Below are 20,857 nucleotides of genomic sequence, written 5' to 3'. Positions count from 1 at the left end.
TCAGACGGTTTTTTTAACCCGGGAATAATTCCAGACCACGTGGCCGTTCATGGCCAGATTCAATCCTGTGTTCAGCACTGACAAGCCCAGCACAATAATGGGTACGCGCCCCGTGCTGATGGTCAGAAACTGCGTCAGGAATAACAGCAAACCCCAGGTAATGATATAAGGAAGCGTGTAGTTCATCATGATTCCGCGCTCCGACTTTTTAACTTTCACCGTGCGGCCGTAAAAATATCCGCCCGCAAGCCCCGCGATAAAGATGATAAGCCATATCCATTTACCCAGCGGGTTATGCGACAACGCGGTGAATACAATCAGCGCGATGAGAGCGATAATCTGCCCGAAAAGAATCCACTTTGGCTTCACGAACTTTTCCTTACGCCAGGTCAAAAGCATCAGCACAACGCCGAGCACAAAAAGTGTCAGAAAAAAGTAAGAAACTATTTTCAGAAAAACAGGCCACATAATTTAAAATTTCCTCTTCATCATTACGCTTTCACCATATGTAACTTGGCCAGCTGCGTGCCAAGCATGTTGGCTACATCATCTTTGGACATGTTTAATTGTGCTTTAAGCAACGCTTCCGCCTTGGCCGGGGCCATACCGGTGTTCTCTACCTGTTTGAGAATATCCACCGCTTTGGTCAGGCGCGGATCAACGGCAACGTCGATGCCCTTGCTCTGCAACGCGCTCACTCGCGTTTCAATCAAATTACTATACTGCTTGGTGGTCTGCCGCATGCCATCAGAGATTAGCGCTTCGGCCTTGCCCGGATTGACCTTGGCAATGTTTTCTGCCTGCTGATAAAGATGATTGGATTTGAAGGAAGCCAACTTTCCTGCCTGCTCGGGATCGGTAAATTGTCCGCCGGATTTTTGCAGGATGACATCCAGATCCTTCTGCGACGCGCCGTAGGATTCCGTGCCGACACGATGTCCCGCCACATGGTCCATGTCATGGGCCAGATTGTCGGCTTCGGCCTGAAAAGCTTTGAACTTTTCCGGATCGGTCGGGATCGGCTCACCGGTTACCTTGCTGTACAGTTCGCGATTATATATTTGCTGTGCGTCTTTTACGGGAACATCCTTGGTGAGAACATCTCCCGGTTCGACCTTGATGAATTTTCCGGGATTATTCGGATCAGCGACAATCTCGCCGGGCTTGGCCTTCACTTTGACGGTAAAATCAAGATCACTGCCGACCTTCGGTTTGGCGGTCGGATTCGTAGGCTTGACAATTTCCACATCCTTGGGATCTACGCCATAACGCTGGGCGATCTTTTCCTTCATCACCTGATCCACATCATCGGTGATAAGCTCCTTCATTTTCTGGTTGTAGGCCAGTTTGATGGAATCGTCCCCTTTGTTGAGCGACTGGATGGCGTGCTTGTCTTTCTGGCACTCGACCAGAGCCTTCTTTATGTCACCGGCATCGCCGCTCTTCAAGGCATCTGCCAGCTTATCCGCTTTCTGCTGACCGGCCATACGACCGGCTTCCCAGGCCTTTACACGCGCCGGGTCATCCAGTTTGGCGGTAATTTTGGCGGCGTCAGAGGCTGTTTCCGCACCATGGGCGGCTTTTGCGGCATCAGTGACCGCCTCCGCGCCTTTGGCGGCTTTGGCCGCATCGGCACCGGCTTCCGCTCCTTTAATCAACTTGACTCCATCAATTCCGGCTTCCATGCCTTCCACCGCGACCTTGGTTCCGCCGGAGGCGAAGTTGAGGCTGGCATCGACGGCACCGTACAAGGCGCGGACAACACGCTCGCCGACGGAGACATTCGGATCAACCACCTTTTTCCAGTTGTCGATTCCGATCACGGCTTCCGCAAACCCGATCGGGTTGGAAGCAATCGCCACCGCCACATTGCCGACAGCACCCGCGGCTTTCAGGGCTCCTCTACCCGCGGCTTTAACAGTATCACCCACCTGGACAGAGGCATCCACCGGATGAAGAATCAGTTGTTTGGCTGTATCCACCGCCGCCTGACCGACGGCTTTGTAATTGTCAACGTCGGTTACTTCTCTGTAAATATCCTCGGCCGTGTCGCCAGCCGCCGTAATCAACTGGCCTGTTGTATCCCTGATTTCTCGCGCGGCAGAGAGAGCAAGTCTTCCCAAATCACCGGGTAGGGCATCGAGGTCTCTGTTCACGCCTTTTTCATAATTTTCCCATGTCTCACTTAATTGCGTCGCGAAAGAGTTGTCCAACACCCGCTGTCTTTCCAGTTCGGCAAGGCGCTCTCTCATCTTTTCGATCTTATCCAGTTCGTCCAGATTCTCCCGGATGTCGGCGAGTTTTTTCTGCGATTCGTCAATCTTGTCCGTTAAAGCTTTTATATCCTGATCGGTGTTCGATTTATATTCATCCCATGCTGCCGCGCGCTGGGACTCCATGGCTTTGCCTTCCGCCGGATCTACCCAACCCCAACGATCCGACCAGACCATGCCCTGACGCATCATCGAGCGCATTGCGTTATAGTCGGATTTGCTCATCCAGTAAGGTCCGCCCGTGTCCCACGGCGGCTGATACCAGACCTTTCCCTGGTACTCGAAACCCGGGGGAATCGGGTCGGGTATGACCGGCTGCACAACGGCAGCCGTCTCCGGTTCTTTGGGCACGACCTGCGCTTCCTTTGCCGTCTGCATGTCCCGCAGCGCCGATTCCGCTTCCGCCAGATCGGCATCCGTCGATGAAGAGCTCAAAAGACTTTCGATCAGACCGCGAACGTCGGTTATATTCTGAAGACCACCCATTCCCAAAAGCTGGAAGAAGGCGCCCAGTGCCATCACCATCGAACCCCCGGCGACGGCCAGGAGTGTCGCTTCCGCAGAAAGAGGTTCCTGCTGTGAACCTTCAGAGCCGGAAGGAGTTGAAAAAACATCTTCCTTGCTGCTGCCGGTGCCCTCCGGTAATCGCGAGTAAATCAGCTTGGCCAAACGCTCGATTTGGGGGCGGCAGAAAGCCTTGGCCGCGGCGACTCGCTCCTCGAACGATGGTCGGGTATTACGGTATGAGTTGGATACGCGATATTGGATGTAAATATCCCCGTTGCATTCACGGCTTTTCCAGAAATATATCCTGGTAAATATGTTGACGGAGCCGTATGAGTCAACCTCCGTATGTTCTTCGATAACCCCGCCCGGCAGGCCTTCGTATGGTTTAATGCTGTGTCCTTTTTCACCCCATGTCAGACGAAGAGCGCGAAATTTTTCAGGCGACCACTCGGCGTATGAATCATTAATGCCTTCACGGTAATTGCCATAAGACGCCACTCTAATAAAGTCGTATTCAGTGAAACTCATTCCGTTCTTATTCGTCCAGGAGTAGGTTCTTTTTCCGGTGATAAACGAGTATGAGTTGCTCGACTGCGCACTATAATCGTGGAAACCTTCTCCTTCTCTTTTATCAAAATGATAACCGTCCGGCATGTCGGAGATCTGGGGCAGGGCATCCAAAAGGGTTTTTCCTGTGGTTTGGGCAACCAGGGCAAAGGCTGTATTATGTCCGGCAAAACTCACGGACAGTGTGATGACTAAAAAAAGAAAGAGGAGGGCTTTTGATTTAAAGCGCATGGCCGCAACTCCCGCAAAATTTGGCATCGGATTTGACCGGCTTTCCGCAGGCAGGACAGAAATTTTTCTTAGCGGAAACTTTCTCTTTTTCCTTTTGCGCCGGAATTGGCGCCTTCATCGCTTTGTCCGCTAATTTCTTTTGCCCGGGTGCGATCCACGGCTTAACGCCTGCCCGTTCTTTGGCTTCGGCGAAAAGCTCCCAAAATTCATTATCCACCGGCATAAAGGATGCGCAGTGTTTGAGGACTTGGTAAGCGGTGACCGGATCGCCGGCATCCAGAAAGAGCCGGGCGGCCAGAATCCAAATCAAGGGCTGGATGGAGATGACCGGCTGCTGCAACAGATATCTGTATTGACGCATTGCCTCTTGATTGCGGCCGGCGCTCTGGAGCGCCAGAGCGTAATTGGATCGAAGAGCAAGATTCTCCTCATCAAGCGCCAGCCCCAGTTCAAAATAGTGCGCGGCAAGATCGTGGAATCCTTCCTCTCCCAGCCGGATGCCTTCAATCGAAGCAAGCCGCGAGCCTGCGTCTTTGAAGAAGACGCGCTCTTCGGGATGTTCAATTAAATAATTTTCCAGTTCATCCAGGAGAATATCCAGAGCTACACCCTGAGGATTAAAAATATCTTTTTCGCGGCCCTGACGGACAGGAAAAGGAATAGGCGGGAGATTGAACTTTTTACAGACACTTTCTGCCAAGGCAAAAAACTGGATATTTGGCATGGTTTCCCTTTGATGCAAACTACCTTTTATGCGTAAAAGTATAGGAAACGCTGTCTTCTATGTCAAGGGAATCTTGGTTCCAAAATATAATGATACTCGTTGAGAGCAAGGGAAGTGAAGCTCGAAACGTTAGTGGAATTATCCCAGGAGCGAAGCGACGCGGGATTGGAAGCCTTGCCAATTCACAGGGAATTATATTAACAGATCGTTTTTACAATGGGGACGAAAAGATACCGCGTATGCAAGGCGTTGATCGTCAAGGTATTTTAAAGGATTTTCTAAACCGGCTTTTCGCTACGGGGGAAATAGGGCACTGCAATTAATTATCCTCTTGAAATTTCGATTGTTATAATATTAAATTACATTTTGAAAAGGAACATTATGAGCTTGCAAACTATAAAAACCATCTGTTTTGATTGTCATTCACGCTGCGGCGTCATACTGGACGTTACGAATGGAAGAGTGACCGGGATTAAAGGAGATAAAAACCATCCCTTCAGCCACGGTTATATTTGTCCAAAGGGAAGGGCATGCATGGAGATAATCTATCACCCTGACCGCATAAGAAAGCCTCTTGTAAGAACGAACAAAAAAAGCGGCCAGGTTGAAGAGGCGTCATGGGATAAGGCTCTGGATATAATTGCCGAGAAGCTTCTGACGAGCAGAGAGAAATGGGGTGCGGAATCTGTGGTTTTTGGAACAGGCACGACCCGCGGCCTTGCTCCGTATCTTAATCGGTTCCTGGCGTTGTTCGGATCGCCTAATTTTATGGCGCCTTCCAATATGAGCGGTGGTCCGATCGTGATGGGCAGTGCCGCTACGGTTGCTTTTGGTCTGGTCGATCCGGATTACGCATCAAGTAAATGCATTCTCCTGTGGGCCCATAATCCGGAAGAATCATGGCCCGGATTGTATATGTATGATATCCGTCAGGGGTTGAAGAACGGGGCGAATCTGATCGTCGTAGATCCGAGAGGTACCAGACTGGCAAAGAAAGCCGATCACTGGCTAAGAATAAGGCCGGGGACCGATGTAGCCCTTGCTCTTACCTTTATAAATATCATAATAAAAAATGAATTATACGATAAAGAATTCGTGGAGAAATGGACAACCGGATTCGATCAGTTGAAAGAACACGTTGCTGGTTACACTTCGGCGCGTTGTTCTGAGATAACATGGCTTTCTCACGAAGAGATTGAAGCAGCAGCATTGACCTTTGCCAAAACAAAACCAGCCTGTATAGGTCCCGGAATGGGCGGAGTGTGCCAGGCCAATGACGCCTTTGATCTGGCGCGTGCATTGACTATATTAAGTGCAATAACAGGCAATCTTGAAATTCCCGGTGGAAACCTTAAATGTCCGCCACCCACGCATAAAAGGAGCTGCTACGGTTCTGATTACAGCGCATATATGAATCTGCCGAAGGAACAGTCCGCGAAAAAACTGGGTATACAGGAATATCCGCTGACTGCGTATATATATATTCCGGTTCCGCCGCAGTGCGTATGGCCCGCCATTGAAGAAAATAAACCGTATCCGGTAAAAGCGGTAGGACTTTTTGCCAATAACAGCGTCTGCGCATATCCCAACTCGTACAGAGTAAGAAATGTTCTGAGTTCGGTGGATTTTCTTTTTTCGGTGGATTATTTTCATACTCCGACAACAGAACTGGCCGATGTTGTTCTGCCGCCCGCTCACTGGAGCGAGCGTGACGATGTCGAAGATTTGCTGATGAAAAATTACGTAATCTGCCAGCAAAAAGCGGTCGAGCCTCAGCCTGATTGTCTTGATGAGAAACAGATTCTTGTTGATCTTGCCGCGAAGATGGGCCTTGCCGGATACTGGAAGTCCATTAAAGAAACGCTTGATTATCGTTTGGAGCCTATCGGCATTAAATTCGAAGAATTTAAAAAAATCGGAAAAATTTCCGTACCGTTGACATATAGGAGTTACGAAAAAAATGGCATGTTCCGAACCCCTTCAGGCAAGGTCGAGCTATATGCCGAGTATCTTAAAGGCCTGAATATTTCGCCTTTGCCGAATTACAGGGAACCTGCCGAGAGCCCCGTTAGTTCGCCGGATTTGTTAAAGGAATATCCCCTAATCCTGACCACCGGTGGAAGGAATGTGGTATATTATCATTCATCATATCGGAACATTCCTTCACTCAAGAAACTTTCACCTGATCCTGAATTGCAGATTAATCCACGAACAGCAAAAGAACTGAACGTGGAGAACGGCGAATGGGTATACCTAGCTTCTCCCAGAGGTAAAATCAGAATCAAGACGTGTTATTTTGAGGATATCGATCCCAGAGTTGTCCATTCGCCGCATGGATATTGGTATGGAGTTGAGAACGGCTGGGAGACGTTGAATATAAATATTTTGACTGATGACACATCTCTCTGTCCTGTCACTGCGTCAGTGCCGATCAAGGCGCTTTTATGCAGGGTGGAGAAAATTTAATCAAATTTCTTATATACGAACGCTTGTTTTGATTAATTTAAACAGAGAAATTTCGTATTAGAAAGTGAGAAGAGGAGCAATATGAAAGCTGGAGATATTAAGAAAATACTTATTGCCGGAGCCGGAACCATGGGGCAGAGCATCGGCCTGTCCTGCGTGACAAACGGCTTTGCGGTGGTCTTATATGACATTAAGGATGAGTTTCTGGTTAAGGCGACGGACAGCCTGAATAAGAAGATCGATAAAATGGCGGCGAACGGTATGATACCGAAAGAAAAAGCCGAATTATTCAAAAATAATATTACAACCACAACGGACTTGGCGTTTGCCGGCGCGGATATTGATTTGGTCAGCGAATCGATTCCGGAGGACCCGGACATTAAAGGAGAGTTTTTTAGAGAGCTAAACAAGGTATGCCCGGAGCGCACGATCTTTACCACGAACACATCGTCTCTGGTGCCGTCGATGTATGCCGATAAAACCGGCCGGCCCGACCGCTTTCTCGCCTTTCATTTTCATCCGGGTTTTAAACTGGTTGACGTAATGGGGCACTCCGGTACTTCCGCCGAAGCGGTGGAAACCGTACGGCGTTTCAGCGAATTAATCGGGCATTCACCCATCGTTCTCAAACAGGAGAAGGCAGGCTACCTGTTTAATTCGCTTCTCAATCCCTGGCTGCTGGCCGCGTTGAACCTGGTTTCGCGGGATATTGCGTCACCCGAAGATGTCGATCGCTCCTGGAAAGAAATTACCGCCATGCCACTAGGTCCATTCGAATTAATGGATTATATCGGTTTGGAGACCGTATGGAGAATTACCGATTTCTGGGCGCGCAAACGGAACGACCAAAACGCGCAGCAAAGCGCCGATCTGCTGAAACAGTACGTGGATCGCGGAGAATTGGGAATGAAAAGCGGTAAGGGATTCTACGATTATACAGGGGGGAAATAATACGACATTATCCTGAATTGATAAGAACGTGTTTCAGGGACAATCTTTCTTGTTTTTAGCATCTTCCAGTAACTTGCAGTCTCCTAATTCACATGCCTTTTGCGCATCACGACAGCCCAGCTCTTTTTTACCCTGAGTAAAATAAGCTTTCCCTCTGTTGTGGTAGACACTTATATTTTCAATGTTTAAACGAATAGCTTCGTTATAGTCCTCAATAGCTTGCTGATGTTGACCAAGGTTGCTGTAAGTAAGACCTCTGTTGTAGTAGGCGCGAGCATAATGGGGTATCAGGCGGATAGCCTCGTTGTAATCCTCGATGGCACGCTGATGCTGTCCAAGGTCACCATCAGCATTACCTCTGATGTTGTAAGCCTCGGCGAAATCCGGTTTAAGTTTAATTGCTTCATCCAAGTATTCGATGGCCTTCTGGGGATCGGTACATTTACCGCTGGAGCACAGAGCGAAGGCATTATTGTACAAATTAATGGCGGTAGTAAGCGCCTTAAGAGGGTCTGGAGATAATGCAGGTTCTGATATTGAAGTACGTACCGATGTTGAAGCATCATGCGCATCAATCTGCATTGACTTAATTTCGGTCAATTGTTCCGTGTTTTTGTTGAGGTGTTTTATTTGTGAAATTGTAAATAGAATGACGGCGACTATAATAGTTGTTATGATCGGAATACAGAACTCCTTCCACTTTTTCTCTGTTTTTGTGTCACTTTGTTCTTTTTTATTCTGTTTAACAGGAGTTATTTTTCGAAGCGGCTCTATTGTTTCAAGTGGTCCATCACAGTAAAGACATGCAGAAACATTATCCTGAAACCTTTCCCGACAATGAGGACATCTTTTCATAATCAAATCTCTTTAAACTTGTTTTGTTTCATAAAACACGCTCCCAGATCAGGTCCATGACATTTCCCGCATTATCATGGGCTGTAAGGGTAAGCGTATTTTCGCCAAAGACAAACTTGCGTGAAAGATCAGTTCCAATCCAGTCGGGAACCGTAGCGGCTTTTGCCCGGTGCACAACAGTGTCCTCGCGAATTTCGTAAGTGCCGCAATAAGACACAAAAGATGTCATTGCTTTTAAATACCTTATGCCTGCCTTTATATATCGCCAGGATATAAACAGCTTTTTCGTGCTTGCGGCATCGATGAGCTCTTCCGGGGGCACACCGATAGGATTCCTTTCAGACTTCATCAGGATTGCATGCATGAAACCGTCTGGCATATAGGATATGTATCCGAGGGGATAATCCGCAAAGGGTTTGCTTACAGTCCCTGCCGATGATTTTTTCATCACGGATTTCAGTTTCCAAGTTCCAACGAACCGGTTATCACTCATAAAAATCTTCTCCATTTTAGCGGCGAGATAGTTCAGATTTCACTTACGTAAAATGATGGTATCTTTTTGTTTAAGTGAGTATAGAAAGAGCTGTCATGTATGTCAAGAAACTAGTGAAAAATTTTAACGTTCTCTTTCCCCTGGAGGAAAATTTATGATAGGAAGTGACAAGTCATGAAGGAAATTTAAAAGGAAGATTGCGTATGATTTTTAGTGAAAATCCGGGAACATTAAGATTGCGGCCGCATCATATTTTTTGCGGCAGGTTTCTGCCTTTGGAGAGTATTGTGCGTGGAGAAGAATTTGCCTGCGCCATAAATAGAATGAAAGAACTTACACAATCGGAAAGTGACTTGATTGTTACCGTCACAGATGGGCCAGACCAACTTTGCGACTATTGTCCAGAGTGCAAAAATAACCGTTGCGAGAACCCTTTCGGCAATGAAGAAGAAGTCAAAAAATGGGATGCGAAAGTACTAAAAGGGCTAGGTATTTTTTACGGGGAAGAGATAACGCTAAGGGCGCTGATTGCACTCATCAGGGAAAAGGCACCGCTGGAATTTTGTAAAACCCGCTGTCCATGGAAACAAATTTGTGCAGTGTTCAGTTGCCCTTGACCACTTGTCAGTCCCGTCCCGCATACGCGGGATGTTATTCCGGCGGGCCATGGTGTCCATTAGGTTAAATCAAGGAAGTAATATTTATTACCGGACGACTTCCAGAATGACTTTCATTTCTTCTTTGGAAAGAATGGCCGGGCTGTTTTTACTATCAGCAAGGGCAATGGCTTTTTCCATATGAGCGGCCGTCATGCCGAAACGGGAGAGCTGCGGGAGCTTCAGCGTTCGTGTCCATTTGTCCAGAGTGCTTAGGAATTGTTTGCAGCCACGGGTATAATCATCATCATTATTATTATTATACCCTCCGCTTATAGCGGGATTGTTCGACTTGCAAATTTCAATGCACTTCGTTTTTGAAATTTGAGTCTCACAATAAAAGATATCGTCACCACCTGCTTCACCTGTGAATATTTTTCCGATATCGGCAAAGCGCTTTTGGGCGGCGATATTCTTTTCATCAACAATTTTTTTTATCACAAAAGTCATTACCGGAAACAGGAGCTTTCCGCAGGCTATGCCGTGCGGTATCGGGAAGAGTCCGCCCACTGGTCCGGCAATACCGTGTACCGCGCCAAGCCCGGACCGGCTGAATTTGATTCCCGAAACCAACGCTGCATAGGACATTTTCGAACGCAGAGAGATATCATTGCTTTGCCCGAGAGCAAGAGGAAGCAGACTTTCTGACGCCCCCAAAAGCGCCTTTAAGGCCAGTGAATCGGTAGAAACGTCCACATTTATTGAGGTGTAAGATTCAATCAATTGCGAAACGGCATCCAGTCCGCAGGCGATGGTAATATGCCGGGGCAGGGTCAGTGTCAGTTCGGGATCGACAAGGGCGACATCAGGTGTATAGGCATCATGCCGGAGAGATTTTTTGTAGCCTTCTTTACGGTCGCAGACAACGGCATTTTTTGTCACTTCACTTCCCGTACCGGCGGTTGTCGGAACGGCAATAAACGGGATTTTTGTGCCGGATGGTTTTTTTGTTCCGACACCTTCCAGATAATTTTTCACAGAGCCATCTGCGACAAGCATGGCGGAAACAGCTTTACCAAAATCAATGACACTGCCGCCACCGATGGCGACAACAACGTTGACCGGCATCTTCCGAAATTCAGAGGCAATGGCATCGATACCTTCTGTTGTGGGTTCATCCCAAACAGATACGACCTTGTATTTGATTTGAGCCTGATTAAGCTGCAGGGCCAGCACCTTGAATCGGCCGGACTTTTTCAGCGATTCACCGCCGATAATAATCAGCACATTACGACCAAAAGAAGGGATTATTGTATGAAGTTCGGAAAATTTACCTGCGCCAAAATATATTTTGGGCAGACCTTTTATGTTCAGGGAGCTTATTGATTCCATTTAAGATAATATTAAAACGCCTAAATTTAAAATATTATATCATACTTCATTAGATTTTATACGTTCAAAAATTATTTATTTTAGAGATCATCTATGCAGACGCTGCCGTCCAATGCTAAAAAAATAATTCTCAGCATTATTACGGCAGCGTATAATTTTAGATTCTAATAAGATTCCGTATCTTCAAGCACCTCATTGATCGTTACCGGTTTACTGAATAACCGATACACCCATATTTTATACGCAATGACAATCGGAACGAATATCAGCGCCACAACTGTCATGATGGCCAGCGTCAGAAAACTGGAAGAGGAGTTATAAATGGTCATGCTGTATTGTACATCCATGCTGGAGGGAATCAGGTTGGGAAACAGTCCGGCTACTCCAGTGAAACAGACAAACACTATGGTGACACAGGAAGACATAAAAGATCTGAAGAGATATCCTTTCGCATAAAAGACGATGATTCCCCAAAGACCGGCGACGGCAACGAGAGGAAACGCAAAAAGAACCGGTGAAGAAAAGTAATTATCGAAAAGTCTGGTTGCATAATAAGTGTAAACCAGAAAAACAACAGCTACCACCAAAAGGACACACCATATCGGGGGAACGATATTTTTTGCTCTTTCGCGGATGTCGCCGGTTGTTTTCAACGACAGATACAGCGCTCCATGCATCAAAAACAGGCAGACGAACAAAGCGCCCGTGACCAATCCGTAAGGATTAAGAAGCGAAAGCAAATTACCGTGATATCCGCCTGCATCCATGGGCAGGCCTTTGAAAATATTTCCGAAGGCCACGCCGAAGAGCAGTGCGGGCAGAAAACTGCCGGCAAGTATTCCCTTATCCCATAGTGATTTCCAGAGAAGGCCATTGCTCTTTCCCCGGAATTCAAAGGATACCCCGCGGATAATCAGAGCAAACAGCAGCAACAAAAGAGCCGTATAAAGATAACTGAACATCAGCGCATAGGTGGTTGGAAAAGCCGCGAAAGTAGCGCCGCCCGCGGTAATGAGCCAGACTTCGTTGCCGTTCCACACCGGGCCGACCGTGTTGACGATGACCTTTTTTTCATTATCGTTCTTGCCGATAAAATTGTGAAGAATGCCTGTTCCGAGAACGAATCCATCCAGCATGAAATATACGGCCCAGAGCAATCCCCAGAGCGCGAACCATGTTATTTGCAGATATTCCATTTTACGCCTCCTTTTTCAATAATCGGCCGCTTGGACCTTGTTTGCTGTATTTTGCCAGCAGATAAATGTCTACGACACCCAGTGATCCGTACAATAAAGTAAAAGAAATGAGCGATATAAGCACCTGTGTTACATCAATGGACGTTGACACGGCGTCCTTTGTTTTCAGCATGCCGTAAACGATCCATGGCTGGCGGCCTACTTCCGCCACAATCCATCCTAATTGTCCGGCCAGGTATGGCAGAGGTATCGACCAGACGACAACTTTGAGAAACCTCCCGTACGTTTCAAGATTTCCTCTCCTGGAGACATACACGGCAATGGCAGCAATGAGAAACATTGCGAATCCCAAAACCGACATTGCCCTGAAACTGTAAAACGTCGTGCTGACCGGCGGGATTTCGTCCCGCTTAAAATCGTTTAACCCCTTGATCTCCGCATTCGGATCACCGTAGGACAGCAGACTTGCGAGTTTGGGAATGGTCAGAAACTCCACCGAGTTCCTGTGGTTGGCCTCATCTGGAATTGTAATTATGGAAAGACCGGCGCCTTTCTGTGTTTCCCAGACAGCCTCGATGGCAGCCAGTTTCGTCGGTTGCGTCCGCGCGACATTACGGCCGTGGAAATCACCGGTTAATATGACGAGCAGACACGCGGCAAGTCCGAAAACCGCCGCTTTCTGAAAAGACAATTTGAAGAACCGCAACTCGTTTTTTTTCAAAATATGCCAGGCGGAAATTCCCATGACAAAAAAAGCCGCAACGACATATCCGGAAAAAGTGGTATGGAAAAACTTCAGCCAGCCGGTTGGATTTGTCGCCACGGCCATGAAATCGGCCATTTCCGCCCGCTGGTTTATCAGGGGATTGTTGGCTATCTGTGTCAGTTTCGCGCCGACGGGATTCTGCATCCAGCCGTTTGCAAGCAATATCCATAAGGCGGAGAGATTGGTGGCAAAAGCCACAATCGTTATCGACCAGGCATGCATCTTTTTAGAGACTTTGTTCCATCCGAAAATCCATACCCCGATAAATACCGATTCCAGAAAAAAGGCGAGCGTTGCTTCCACAGCGAGCGGCGCGCCAAAGATATCCCCTACGTATTTTGAGTACTCCGCCCAGTTCATCCCAAACTGAAATTCCATCGTTATTCCAGTGACAATTCCCAACGCAAAATTAATCAGGAATAATTTACCCCAGAATTTCGACATTCTGAGCCATATGTCGTCATTCGTTTTTACATATTGCCATTCCATATATGCAATAAGTACGGATAAACCAAGCGTCAGCGGCACAAATATAAAGTGAAAAGCGCTGGTGATGGCGAACTGCAACCTGCTTAAAGTCAAAACATCCATCCCGATATCCTCCCTTCGATAATCAATTATTTTATATTTATACAGGACTATTTTAATCCTGTTATTAAACAAAAAAATATCCGAAGCCTTAAGGAACTGCCGCAATATCTTTCAGTGTGACTTCTTCTAACATGCCGTTTATTGAATCCTTTATTTTTCCCCAGACAATGTGCGCCGAACAAGCGTTGGAAAAGCCGCATGATTTGTTATCGAGCACGCAAAGATTCATGATGACCGGACCTTCGATCGCTTCCACAATATCCCGGAGTGTAATATGCTCCGGCTTTCTACTTAATCTTAATCCTCCGGAGGCCCCTCTTGAGGACACAACCAGATTTGCGCTGTTTAATAACTGAAATATTTTTGTCATAAATACAGGAGATGTTTTTGTTGCTTTGGTTATTTCTTTAATCATGACAAATTGGTCACGTGGCTGTCCGGCCAGATAAATCATGCCTCTTATTGCATATTCTGTTTTCCTGCTTATCTTCAGCATATAGGACTATTTAAATCCTAAATAATATCTTGTCAAGAAATATTTACCTTCCGGATATTTAAATTTAAATATCCGGAAGACGCAAAAAAACTTTCGTATTAACTGTTCCAAAATAGTATACGCATCTAAAGCTGTTATCTCTTCAGTCGTCTTTCCGGCTAAGGCCGGGAACCAAGGTTTGATAATTTCTGAATGCCCGCTTTCTCCGGCATGATAAATATGAAGACAATTATGAGACCCATAATAAAAAAGTGGATGCAGAGGAAAAATTTAATTTAAGCTGGTTATTCCGGAGAAATATCGACCAAGGATAATGTTGAAAGCGCTTATCGATTCCACGCAGATTTTTCCATAGGAGCCAAAACATTATGGGCGATTCCTTGGCGCGGCTTAGCCATCCAGGACTCAACGGCATCCCGCCACTTTAAATAATGAGCTGTTTTTTTATGCGCGGCAGCAACCTCGTCGGATTCATATGCTTCGTACAAAGTAAATGCCGAAGGGTTATCCCGGTGCTGTAAGAAATCAAACCGGAGATTCCCTTTTTCTTTGATTGAATTTTGATGATTTTCTATCGTTGCTTCGATAAACTGCTCAATATTTTCCGGTTTAACAACAACATTTACAACAGTAACAATCATAACGGCCCTCTCGTCTCAAAATTTTTATAACAAATTATTCCCAACGTCAAAGTAAAAAAGATCTGCCTCGGTGTTTGCGAGTGATAAAAAGGAGATTGTAAAATGGGCTCGGATGTGTGCCAAATGTATAATATCATTGATATAAATAAAAAATTAAAGAATTCTGAGTTAAAATGTGTTAGAAACTACTTGCTCGGGTAAAGTTATGGCATTCCTTCTATCGTATCCATAATAATCCCCTCGATGGCAAATAACAATTAAAAATAAAAGGAATAACCATGCCTATAAGAAAACAGGAATCATTTAACTTCTATTCTCATCTGGCTGGCGCCATCGCGGCGTTAGTTGGCACTGTATTTTTAGTACTGGTCGCAGACTACTCGGCCTCCGGTCTGGTTACTGCTCTTATATATGGAATTTCTATTGTTTTTCTTTTTTCAGCAAGTTCTCTGTATCATGCCTTCAAAAAGAAAGAAAACGAGCTGTCGTTCTGGAGAAGAATGGATCGTCTGGCAATATTTTTCATGATTGCGGGAACTTTTACTCCGGTATGTTATTTTTGCCTGGATGGCCCATACAAATGGTCAATGATTGCTTTCCAGTGGAGTCTCGTAGGTGTCGGAGTAATATCCCAGATTTTTTTCCCGAGAGCTCCCCGAAAACTATACGCAGTTATATATCTATTCATGGGCTGGTCAGGGATTTTCACAATCAAACAGATGCTTTCCAATATGTCCATCTCTCAAAGTGTCCTAATGCTTTCCGGTGCTGCTGCTTTTACAATAGGGGGTATTATTTACGCTATCAAAAAACCAAAAATGATTCCGGGTATTTTCAGTTTCCATGAACTCTTTCATATCATGGTCCTGATTGGCGGAGTGCTCCATTACGCCATGATTTACGGAGTTTATTCCCAGTTGGGCGCATAAATCACGCGTATTAATCACAAAGCAAACTTTGGAAACAAGTTCCGCAGTAAGCTACGAGGTATTAAATACCGGCTTATGCGGTGTAATTCGTTCGGCAAACTTCAGTACACTTTGTTACTGAAGCTTGGGGCTCATTATCGGCGAGTCTCATTCAATTGGAGCTTCAACAATAATGAACGCAACACTTGATTCTACAAAAACCGGCAAGGCGATGGATATGCTTCTGGCAGCCGAGTCGGAGTTATTTATAAGAGAGTATAAAAATAATTATTCTGCGGGGGAAAGCAAACCTCAGGATATAGGAATGCCATTTCTATTGCGCTCTCCCGGGTCTGATATCGGTGTTCTCCTTATTCACGGACTGATGGCCGCGCCGGAGGAAGTAAGGGAGTGGGCGCAGTTTCTGCACGAAAAAGGTTTAACTGTATATGTTCCCAGACTTTCAGGTCACGGGACATCCTCCAAAGATCTCTCCAATCGCAACTATCATGACTGGCTTAATTCGGTTGATAGCGGCCACGCTATTCTAAAAAAATGTTGTAAAAAAATTCTAATAGCCGGTTTTTCCACCGGAGCGGGTCTTGCTTTGCAATCCGTTATTATGAAACCACGTGATTTTGAAGCAGTGATTGCTGTCAGCGCGCCGTTAAAATTTAAAAGCTTTTCATCGAGGTTTGCTGAAGCTTTGAACGCGTTTAATCATGTTTGTAATCATTTTGGCATGGGTAATCTTGCGGTGGAGTTTATGAAAAACAATGCGGATAATCCTCACATCAACTATCTTCTCTGTCCGGTCAGCGCCTTTGTTCAGGTAAAAAAATTGATGAGAAAAGTACGCAAATCGCTTCCTGATATTAATATTCCGGCGCTGGTGATTCAGGCGAAAAATGACCCGAAAGTAGCGCCGCAAAGTGGTCCCGCGATATTTAATCTTCTGGGAACGGGAAAAAAATATTTTGCTTGGATTGATTATAATATGCATGGAATTGTTCGCGGCAAAATCGCCGGCAATGTTTTTAAAGAAGTTGAATCATTTCTTGTGGCTTGCAGTCTGATCAATCCCACCCCCAATAATATTCCCCGATAAAATTGATAAAAAGCTTTCTTTATCTTAAATATAAAAATATATTCTTCGAAAGCATAAACACTGTAACGTCCTGCTTTATATGAGGAAGCCGGATATATCTTATCAATATTTTTCTTAAAAACCAATATCTTAGCAAATAAACCTTGACTATTATCCGCTATTGCCGTAGTATAGCGTCAACTTCGGATATTTAGAAATAAAGATGCGAAGGAAAGAGTTGAATTTAGACATTTTGAAGCACATAGGTTAGCCACCAGTACTTTAGAGTCTTGGTGGCTTTTTTAGTTCTATCATCGTGCTGATTCGACTTTTAAAAATTTATGAAAGGAGGATAAGCATTATGTCAGAAGGTAAAGTAAAGTGGTTCAACGAAAGCAAGGGCTTCGGCTTCATCGAGAATGAAGAGGGCGGCGATGTATTTGTACATTTCAGTTCGATTCAGGGCGACGGTTTCAAGACGTTAAATGAAGGCCAGCGCGTAAGTTTTGATGTTGCTCAGGGCAAAAAAGGCCAGGAAGCAACAAACGTCAGAGCTATCTAGTTTTCGTCGAAAACTAAAAACAATGAGCACTCCGTGTGTGAGAAATCACGCCGGAGTGCTTTTTTATGCTCAAAAATCTTCACTTGACGAATTTTAATGTATGTATATGATGGCAAATCACCATAGATGATTTTTCGATTCTACTTAAGGATATTATCTGTGTTTGGTCTGTTCCCTAAAAAAGATTTCGATCAGACTTTGAGAATCAAACGCTTTCTCATGGCCTGCGGCGCATATATAATATGGAGTGCTATTTGTTTCATCGGTTATTCACTGGAACTGACAACTGTGCCGCTAAGGATTCTGGTGGCCGGCGTCTCAGCAAGTTTTCTCTTAAATATCCTGCTGTATGTAATATTCAGAACCGGGTTAAACAAAAAGTTTAAAGATCCGAGCCTGACCCTTCTCCAGATGTTGATAGCCACCTTCTGGATTATGGTGGTTGTGTATTACGCCTATGAGGCCAGAAGCGGGGTTCTTCTTGTTTATATGGTTGTGCTTGTGTTCGGATTTTTCAGATTGAGAATCCGGCAGTTTCTTTTTCTGTCGGCTTTTGCTTTTGTTAATTATTCCGCCATAATTTTACTACTTTACGAGACTCATCCTGAATATATTAATAAGAATGTGGAAATATTCAACATCGTAGTCCTCGCGTTTATTCTCCCATGGTTTGCTGTGATTGGCGGATATATTACCAACCTCAGAACCAGTGTTTCCAATGCTCTTACCACCATCGAGCGGCTGACGAACAACATCAAGGATGTAATTTTTGTTTTGGATATGAATCTGAATTATACCTATGTCAGCCCTTCCGTAAAAACCCTGAGGGGGTACGAACCGGAAGAAGTGATGAAACAGACACTGTACGATTCCTTTGCAGTTTCATCCCGGGATACGGCTATCAGGGCATTATACGGGATTATGGCACTGGAAAAATCAGGGAAAGATTTGATAGACCGGACGCTTCAACTGGAAGTCGAGCGCAAAGACGGAACTACCGTATGGACGGAAACAAAGTTTTCCTTTGTTGGAGATAAAAATAAGAAAACGGTTGGTATTCTGGGTGTAAGCCGGGATATTACTGAGCGCAAACACGCCGAAGAGCGGATTCAATATCTGGCCACACACGACGTTCTGACAGGACTACCCAACCGCATGATGTTCAGCCAATTGTTGAATCAGGCAATTGAGTCCTCAAGGCGCCATGAGCGGCAGTTTGCCATCTTGTTCATCGATCTGGACAGATTCAAAATCATTAATGATACCATGGGGCACGATGCTGGCGACGAACTGTTAACAGAGATGGCCAAACGTTTCAGACAATCGCTGCGGGCAGTAGATGTTGTCGGTCGTCCACAAGAAAGGAATGATGTTGTCGGTCGTCTGGGAGGAGATGAATTCATTATACTCATCGAGGAAATAACCGACTTGAGTCAGGTTAAAGTCGTAGCCCAAAGAGTACTTAGCACTGCCATGAAACCGATGATTATTTTGGGTGAAGAATGCCGCGTAACAGCCAGCATCGGCATCAGCATATACCCCAGAGATGGAGAGGATGAGCTAACCCTGCTGAAGAAAGCGGACATGGCCATGTACTTTGCCAAAGAAGAAGGTAAAAATAACGTCCAGTTTTATTCTCAAAATACTCAGTCGCAGGCATTTGAACGACTTTCTATCGAAACAAACCTGCGTAAGGCGCTGGAGCGCAATGAGTTATATTTAGAATATCAGGCCAAGATGGACCTCAAAACCGGCGCGATTACGGGTGTGGAAGCCCTGCTGCGCTGGAAGAATTCTATCCTTGGTTCAGTAACTCCCACACAGTTCATTCCGGTAGCCGAAGAGACAGGACTGATCGTGCCCATTGGCAGATGGGTAATGAAGACCGCCTGCGCCCAAAATGTTGCCTGGCAAAGCCAGGGCCTGCCACCTGTTCGTGTGGCAGTAAATTTATCGCTTCGTCAACTCATGGATGATAAACTATTAGAAGATATTAAAGCCGCGTTGGATGATTCCGGCATGCCATCGAATCTTTTGGAACTGGAAATCACTGAAAGCATGGTAATGTACAAGCCTGATCATCTGATTGAGGTACTGACCAAAATAAAGAACATGGGCGTGCGGCTTGCTCTTGATGATTTCGGCACGGGATATTCTTCTCTCGCTCAAATCAAACAATTCCCTATCGACACACTCAAGGTGGACAGGTCGTTCATTCGCAACCTTTCGCAAAATTCTGAAGACAAAGCGATTATTGAAGCCATCATTGCCATGGGCAAGACTCTAAGTCTTAATGTTGTCGCCGAAGGCGTGGAAACGATGTCTCAAGATGAATTCCTGCGGGAACACGTTTGTGACGAGATGCAGGGTTTTTATTTCAGTAAGCCCGTTGCGCCTGAACAGTTTGCCGATCTGTTGCGTAAGAACAATACACCTTCATAAAAAGCAGTTTAGCTCCCTGTAATTACCTGCAAATATGTCATCCCGGTGCAGGAGACTGTGTCGCAATTGCAAATATTGATTGTGCGTAATGAGTAATGTCCCCCGCTGGCGGGGGCAGGGGGTGGAAGGTTTTTGAAACATACGTAATATTGATAAGCTACACATTGAATTTTGTCCACCTCCGTCCCGATGATTCATCGGGACACCTCCGCCAACGGAGGACATTAAATGGCTATATTTATTATTGTGACACAGTCTTGCAAGCCGGGATCAAGTTTTTCTTTCATTGTAGATTTCAGACGGGAATTGTGATATAAAATAAACATATAACGTCACATATTATTCTTAATAATTCGAAAATATTTTCATAAACGAGGAAACACAATGAAACAAATAATTTTTACATTGTGCGTATTCTTTGCTCTGATAACGGCAGCTAATTCGGCGGAGCTTTATAATTGTGTAGGCACGGATGGGAACATTTTTTTTACAGATAATCCTCCGCAAGATGCAAAATGCAAAAATACGTCAGGAGACGATGTAAATACAAGCCAGCAGCAGCAAATTGAAGATGAAGATAAACAAACCGGGCCGGATGAAGAAAATAAAAGTCAAACAGGAAAGATTAAAAAATTAATAAAGATACCTCGTCCAAGTTACTAGGGATTGATATGCGCGGCGACATTAAAAAAATTATTTCGGAAAACAAAGTATGCGTGATGGCCACCGTTGCGGACGGAGCTCCACACTGTTCTCTGATGTCATATGCGACGGACAACGAGTGCCGTGAAATCTACATGGCAACCCTCAAAGACACGAAGAAGTACCACAACCTTATGGCCAATCCGACCGTCAGCCTGCTGATCGATACGAGAGACACAGACCCTAAGGGCAAAACCAGGGCACTGACGGTAACGGGTGTTGTTCAGGCTGTTGAGAATGATAAAAAAATAGCAGAGATTCGAAAAGCTCTGCTCAAAAAACATCCCGATTTGAAGGATTTTTTCATAAGTCCTGACGCTCAAATAGTTGTGATCAAGGCAACCGCACTACAACTTCTGGACAGTGTAACGAATTCGTATTTCGAACAACTGACATAGCCAAAACATGAAA

Annotated in this window: 20 protein-coding genes; 10 read left to right on the top strand and 10 right to left on the bottom strand. The window is 45.4% G+C overall.

Features of this window, described 5'->3' with window-relative positions:
- Genes CVU62_00455 through CVU62_00445 form a run of 3 tightly spaced genes read right to left on the bottom strand, consistent with a single transcriptional unit; the run spans position 1 to position 4,302 of the window.
- A complete protein-coding gene (locus tag CVU62_00455) occupies positions 1-468 on the bottom strand; it encodes a hypothetical protein (protein PKN38706.1) in 468 nt (155 codons plus the stop codon).
- Between the two features lie 23 nt (positions 469-491).
- Complete coding sequence (locus tag CVU62_00450) at positions 492-3,578, bottom strand: hypothetical protein (protein ID PKN38705.1); 3,087 nt, start codon at positions 3,576-3,578, stop codon at positions 492-494.
- On the bottom strand, positions 3,568-4,302 hold the full coding sequence (locus tag CVU62_00445; protein ID PKN38704.1) for a hypothetical protein: 735 nt from the start codon (positions 4,300-4,302) through the stop codon (positions 3,568-3,570). The genes CVU62_00450 and CVU62_00445 overlap by 11 nt, the downstream gene beginning before the upstream one ends.
- Positions 4,303-4,361: 59 nt before the next feature.
- On the opposite strand from CVU62_00445, the gene CVU62_00440 reads away from it, so the two are divergent.
- The 3 genes from CVU62_00440 to CVU62_00430 all read left to right on the top strand — a co-directional run bounded on the left by CVU62_00440 (position 4,362) and on the right by CVU62_00430 (position 7,719).
- On the top strand, positions 4,362-4,625 hold the full coding sequence (locus CVU62_00440) for a hypothetical protein (protein ID PKN38703.1): 264 nt from the start codon (positions 4,362-4,364) through the stop codon (positions 4,623-4,625).
- A 58-nt stretch (positions 4,626-4,683) separates the two neighbouring features.
- On the top strand, positions 4,684-6,768 hold the full coding sequence (locus CVU62_00435) for a molybdopterin oxidoreductase (GenBank protein PKN38702.1): 2,085 nt from the start codon (positions 4,684-4,686) through the stop codon (positions 6,766-6,768).
- A gap of 81 nt (positions 6,769-6,849) precedes the next feature.
- Positions 6,850-7,719: a 3-hydroxybutyryl-CoA dehydrogenase gene (locus tag CVU62_00430; protein PKN38701.1), complete on the top strand. Its 870-nt coding sequence runs from the start codon at positions 6,850-6,852 to the stop codon at positions 7,717-7,719.
- Positions 7,720-7,752: 33 nt separating this feature from the next.
- Here the strand turns inward: CVU62_00430 and CVU62_00425 are convergent, their stop codons facing one another.
- Positions 7,753-8,574, bottom strand: a complete 822-nt coding sequence (locus CVU62_00425; GenBank protein ID PKN38700.1) for a hypothetical protein — start codon at positions 8,572-8,574, stop codon at positions 7,753-7,755.
- 28 nt (positions 8,575-8,602) lie between these two features.
- Complete coding sequence (locus CVU62_00420) at positions 8,603-9,082, bottom strand: hypothetical protein (GenBank protein PKN38699.1); 480 nt, start codon at positions 9,080-9,082, stop codon at positions 8,603-8,605.
- A gap of 188 nt (positions 9,083-9,270) precedes the next feature.
- On the opposite strand from CVU62_00420, the gene CVU62_00415 reads away from it, so the two are divergent.
- A complete protein-coding gene (locus CVU62_00415) occupies positions 9,271-9,684 on the top strand; it encodes a hypothetical protein (GenBank protein PKN38698.1) in 414 nt (137 codons plus the stop codon).
- An 87-nt stretch (positions 9,685-9,771) separates the two neighbouring features.
- Here CVU62_00415 and CVU62_00410 read toward each other — a convergent pair whose 3' ends face one another.
- The 5 genes from CVU62_00410 to CVU62_00390 all read right to left on the bottom strand — a co-directional run bounded on the left by CVU62_00410 (position 9,772) and on the right by CVU62_00390 (position 14,745).
- Positions 9,772-11,055 carry a hypothetical protein gene (locus tag CVU62_00410; protein PKN38697.1) on the bottom strand — a complete coding sequence of 428 codons (1,284 nt, stop codon included), beginning with the start codon at positions 11,053-11,055 and terminating at the stop codon, positions 9,772-9,774.
- A gap of 164 nt (positions 11,056-11,219) precedes the next feature.
- The gene (gene cydB, locus CVU62_00405; protein ID PKN38696.1) at positions 11,220-12,251 is read right to left on the bottom strand and encodes a cytochrome d ubiquinol oxidase subunit II; all 1,032 of its coding nucleotides are present in this window, start codon (positions 12,249-12,251) and stop codon (positions 11,220-11,222) included.
- Position 12,252: 1 nt separating this feature from the next.
- Entirely contained in the window at positions 12,253-13,608 is a 1,356-nt protein-coding gene (locus tag CVU62_00400) for a cytochrome ubiquinol oxidase subunit I (GenBank protein PKN38695.1), read from the bottom strand.
- 88 nt (positions 13,609-13,696) lie between these two features.
- A complete protein-coding gene (locus CVU62_00395) occupies positions 13,697-14,104 on the bottom strand; it encodes an Rrf2 family transcriptional regulator (GenBank protein PKN38694.1) in 408 nt (135 codons plus the stop codon).
- Positions 14,105-14,430: 326 nt separating this feature from the next.
- Positions 14,431-14,745, bottom strand: coding sequence for an antibiotic biosynthesis monooxygenase (locus CVU62_00390; GenBank protein PKN38693.1), 315 nt, complete (start codon positions 14,743-14,745; stop codon positions 14,431-14,433).
- Positions 14,746-15,023: 278 nt separating this feature from the next.
- Here CVU62_00390 and CVU62_00385 point away from each other — a divergent pair, with 278 nt between their 5' ends.
- From CVU62_00385 to CVU62_00360, 6 genes are all read left to right on the top strand, one after another.
- Positions 15,024-15,674: a hemolysin gene (locus CVU62_00385; protein PKN38692.1), complete on the top strand. Its 651-nt coding sequence runs from the start codon at positions 15,024-15,026 to the stop codon at positions 15,672-15,674.
- 172 nt (positions 15,675-15,846) lie between these two features.
- Complete coding sequence (locus CVU62_00380) at positions 15,847-16,761, top strand: hypothetical protein (protein ID PKN38691.1); 915 nt, start codon at positions 15,847-15,849, stop codon at positions 16,759-16,761.
- Positions 16,762-17,101: 340 nt separating this feature from the next.
- A complete protein-coding gene (locus CVU62_00375) occupies positions 17,102-17,302 on the top strand; it encodes a cold-shock protein (protein PKN38690.1) in 201 nt (66 codons plus the stop codon).
- Positions 17,303-17,791: 489 nt separating this feature from the next.
- Positions 17,792-19,744: a diguanylate cyclase gene (locus CVU62_00370; protein ID PKN39428.1), complete on the top strand. Its 1,953-nt coding sequence runs from the start codon at positions 17,792-17,794 to the stop codon at positions 19,742-19,744.
- Between the two features lie 384 nt (positions 19,745-20,128).
- On the top strand, positions 20,129-20,407 hold the full coding sequence (locus tag CVU62_00365; protein ID PKN38689.1) for a hypothetical protein: 279 nt from the start codon (positions 20,129-20,131) through the stop codon (positions 20,405-20,407).
- A gap of 8 nt (positions 20,408-20,415) precedes the next feature.
- The gene (locus CVU62_00360) at positions 20,416-20,844 is read left to right on the top strand and encodes a hypothetical protein (protein PKN38688.1); all 429 of its coding nucleotides are present in this window, start codon (positions 20,416-20,418) and stop codon (positions 20,842-20,844) included.
- Positions 20,845-20,857 lie beyond the last annotated feature (13 nt).

This window comes from Deltaproteobacteria bacterium HGW-Deltaproteobacteria-2 (assembly GCA_002840505.1).
GTDB lineage: Bacteria > Desulfobacterota > Syntrophia > Syntrophales > Smithellaceae > Smithella.
This window is presented reverse-complemented; position numbering and strand designations above follow the sequence as displayed.

Excerpts from the sequence above, each read along its gene's own strand:
- CVU62_00385 (PKN38692.1), top strand. The coding sequence starts at position 15,024 with ATGCCTATAAGAAAACAGGAATCATTTAACTTCTATTCTCATCTGGCT.
- CVU62_00435 (PKN38702.1), top strand. The coding sequence starts at position 4,684 with ATGAGCTTGCAAACTATAAAAACCATCTGTTTTGATTGTCATTCACGC.
- CVU62_00410 (PKN38697.1), bottom strand. The coding sequence starts at position 11,055 with ATGGAATCAATAAGCTCCCTGAACATAAAAGGTCTGCCCAAAATATAT.
- CVU62_00400 (PKN38695.1), bottom strand. The coding sequence starts at position 13,608 with ATGGATGTTTTGACTTTAAGCAGGTTGCAGTTCGCCATCACCAGCGCT.
- CVU62_00365 (PKN38689.1), top strand. The coding sequence starts at position 20,129 with ATGAAACAAATAATTTTTACATTGTGCGTATTCTTTGCTCTGATAACG.
- CVU62_00380 (PKN38691.1), top strand. The coding sequence starts at position 15,847 with ATGAACGCAACACTTGATTCTACAAAAACCGGCAAGGCGATGGATATG.
- CVU62_00440 (PKN38703.1), top strand. The coding sequence starts at position 4,362 with ATGTCAAGGGAATCTTGGTTCCAAAATATAATGATACTCGTTGAGAGC.
- CVU62_00455 (PKN38706.1), bottom strand. The coding sequence starts at position 468 with ATGTGGCCTGTTTTTCTGAAAATAGTTTCTTACTTTTTTCTGACACTT.
- CVU62_00395 (PKN38694.1), bottom strand. The coding sequence starts at position 14,104 with ATGCTGAAGATAAGCAGGAAAACAGAATATGCAATAAGAGGCATGATT.
- CVU62_00375 (PKN38690.1), top strand. The coding sequence starts at position 17,102 with ATGTCAGAAGGTAAAGTAAAGTGGTTCAACGAAAGCAAGGGCTTCGGC.
- CVU62_00370 (PKN39428.1), top strand. The coding sequence starts at position 17,792 with ATGGTTGTGCTTGTGTTCGGATTTTTCAGATTGAGAATCCGGCAGTTT.
- CVU62_00420 (PKN38699.1), bottom strand. The coding sequence starts at position 9,082 with ATGGAGAAGATTTTTATGAGTGATAACCGGTTCGTTGGAACTTGGAAA.
- cydB (PKN38696.1), bottom strand. The coding sequence starts at position 12,251 with ATGGAATATCTGCAAATAACATGGTTCGCGCTCTGGGGATTGCTCTGG.
- CVU62_00445 (PKN38704.1), bottom strand. The coding sequence starts at position 4,302 with ATGCCAAATATCCAGTTTTTTGCCTTGGCAGAAAGTGTCTGTAAAAAG.
- CVU62_00425 (PKN38700.1), bottom strand. The coding sequence starts at position 8,574 with ATGAAAAGATGTCCTCATTGTCGGGAAAGGTTTCAGGATAATGTTTCT.
- CVU62_00430 (PKN38701.1), top strand. The coding sequence starts at position 6,850 with ATGAAAGCTGGAGATATTAAGAAAATACTTATTGCCGGAGCCGGAACC.
- CVU62_00390 (PKN38693.1), bottom strand. The coding sequence starts at position 14,745 with ATGATTGTTACTGTTGTAAATGTTGTTGTTAAACCGGAAAATATTGAG.
- CVU62_00360 (PKN38688.1), top strand. The coding sequence starts at position 20,416 with ATGCGCGGCGACATTAAAAAAATTATTTCGGAAAACAAAGTATGCGTG.
- CVU62_00415 (PKN38698.1), top strand. The coding sequence starts at position 9,271 with ATGATTTTTAGTGAAAATCCGGGAACATTAAGATTGCGGCCGCATCAT.
- CVU62_00450 (PKN38705.1), bottom strand. The coding sequence starts at position 3,578 with ATGCGCTTTAAATCAAAAGCCCTCCTCTTTCTTTTTTTAGTCATCACA.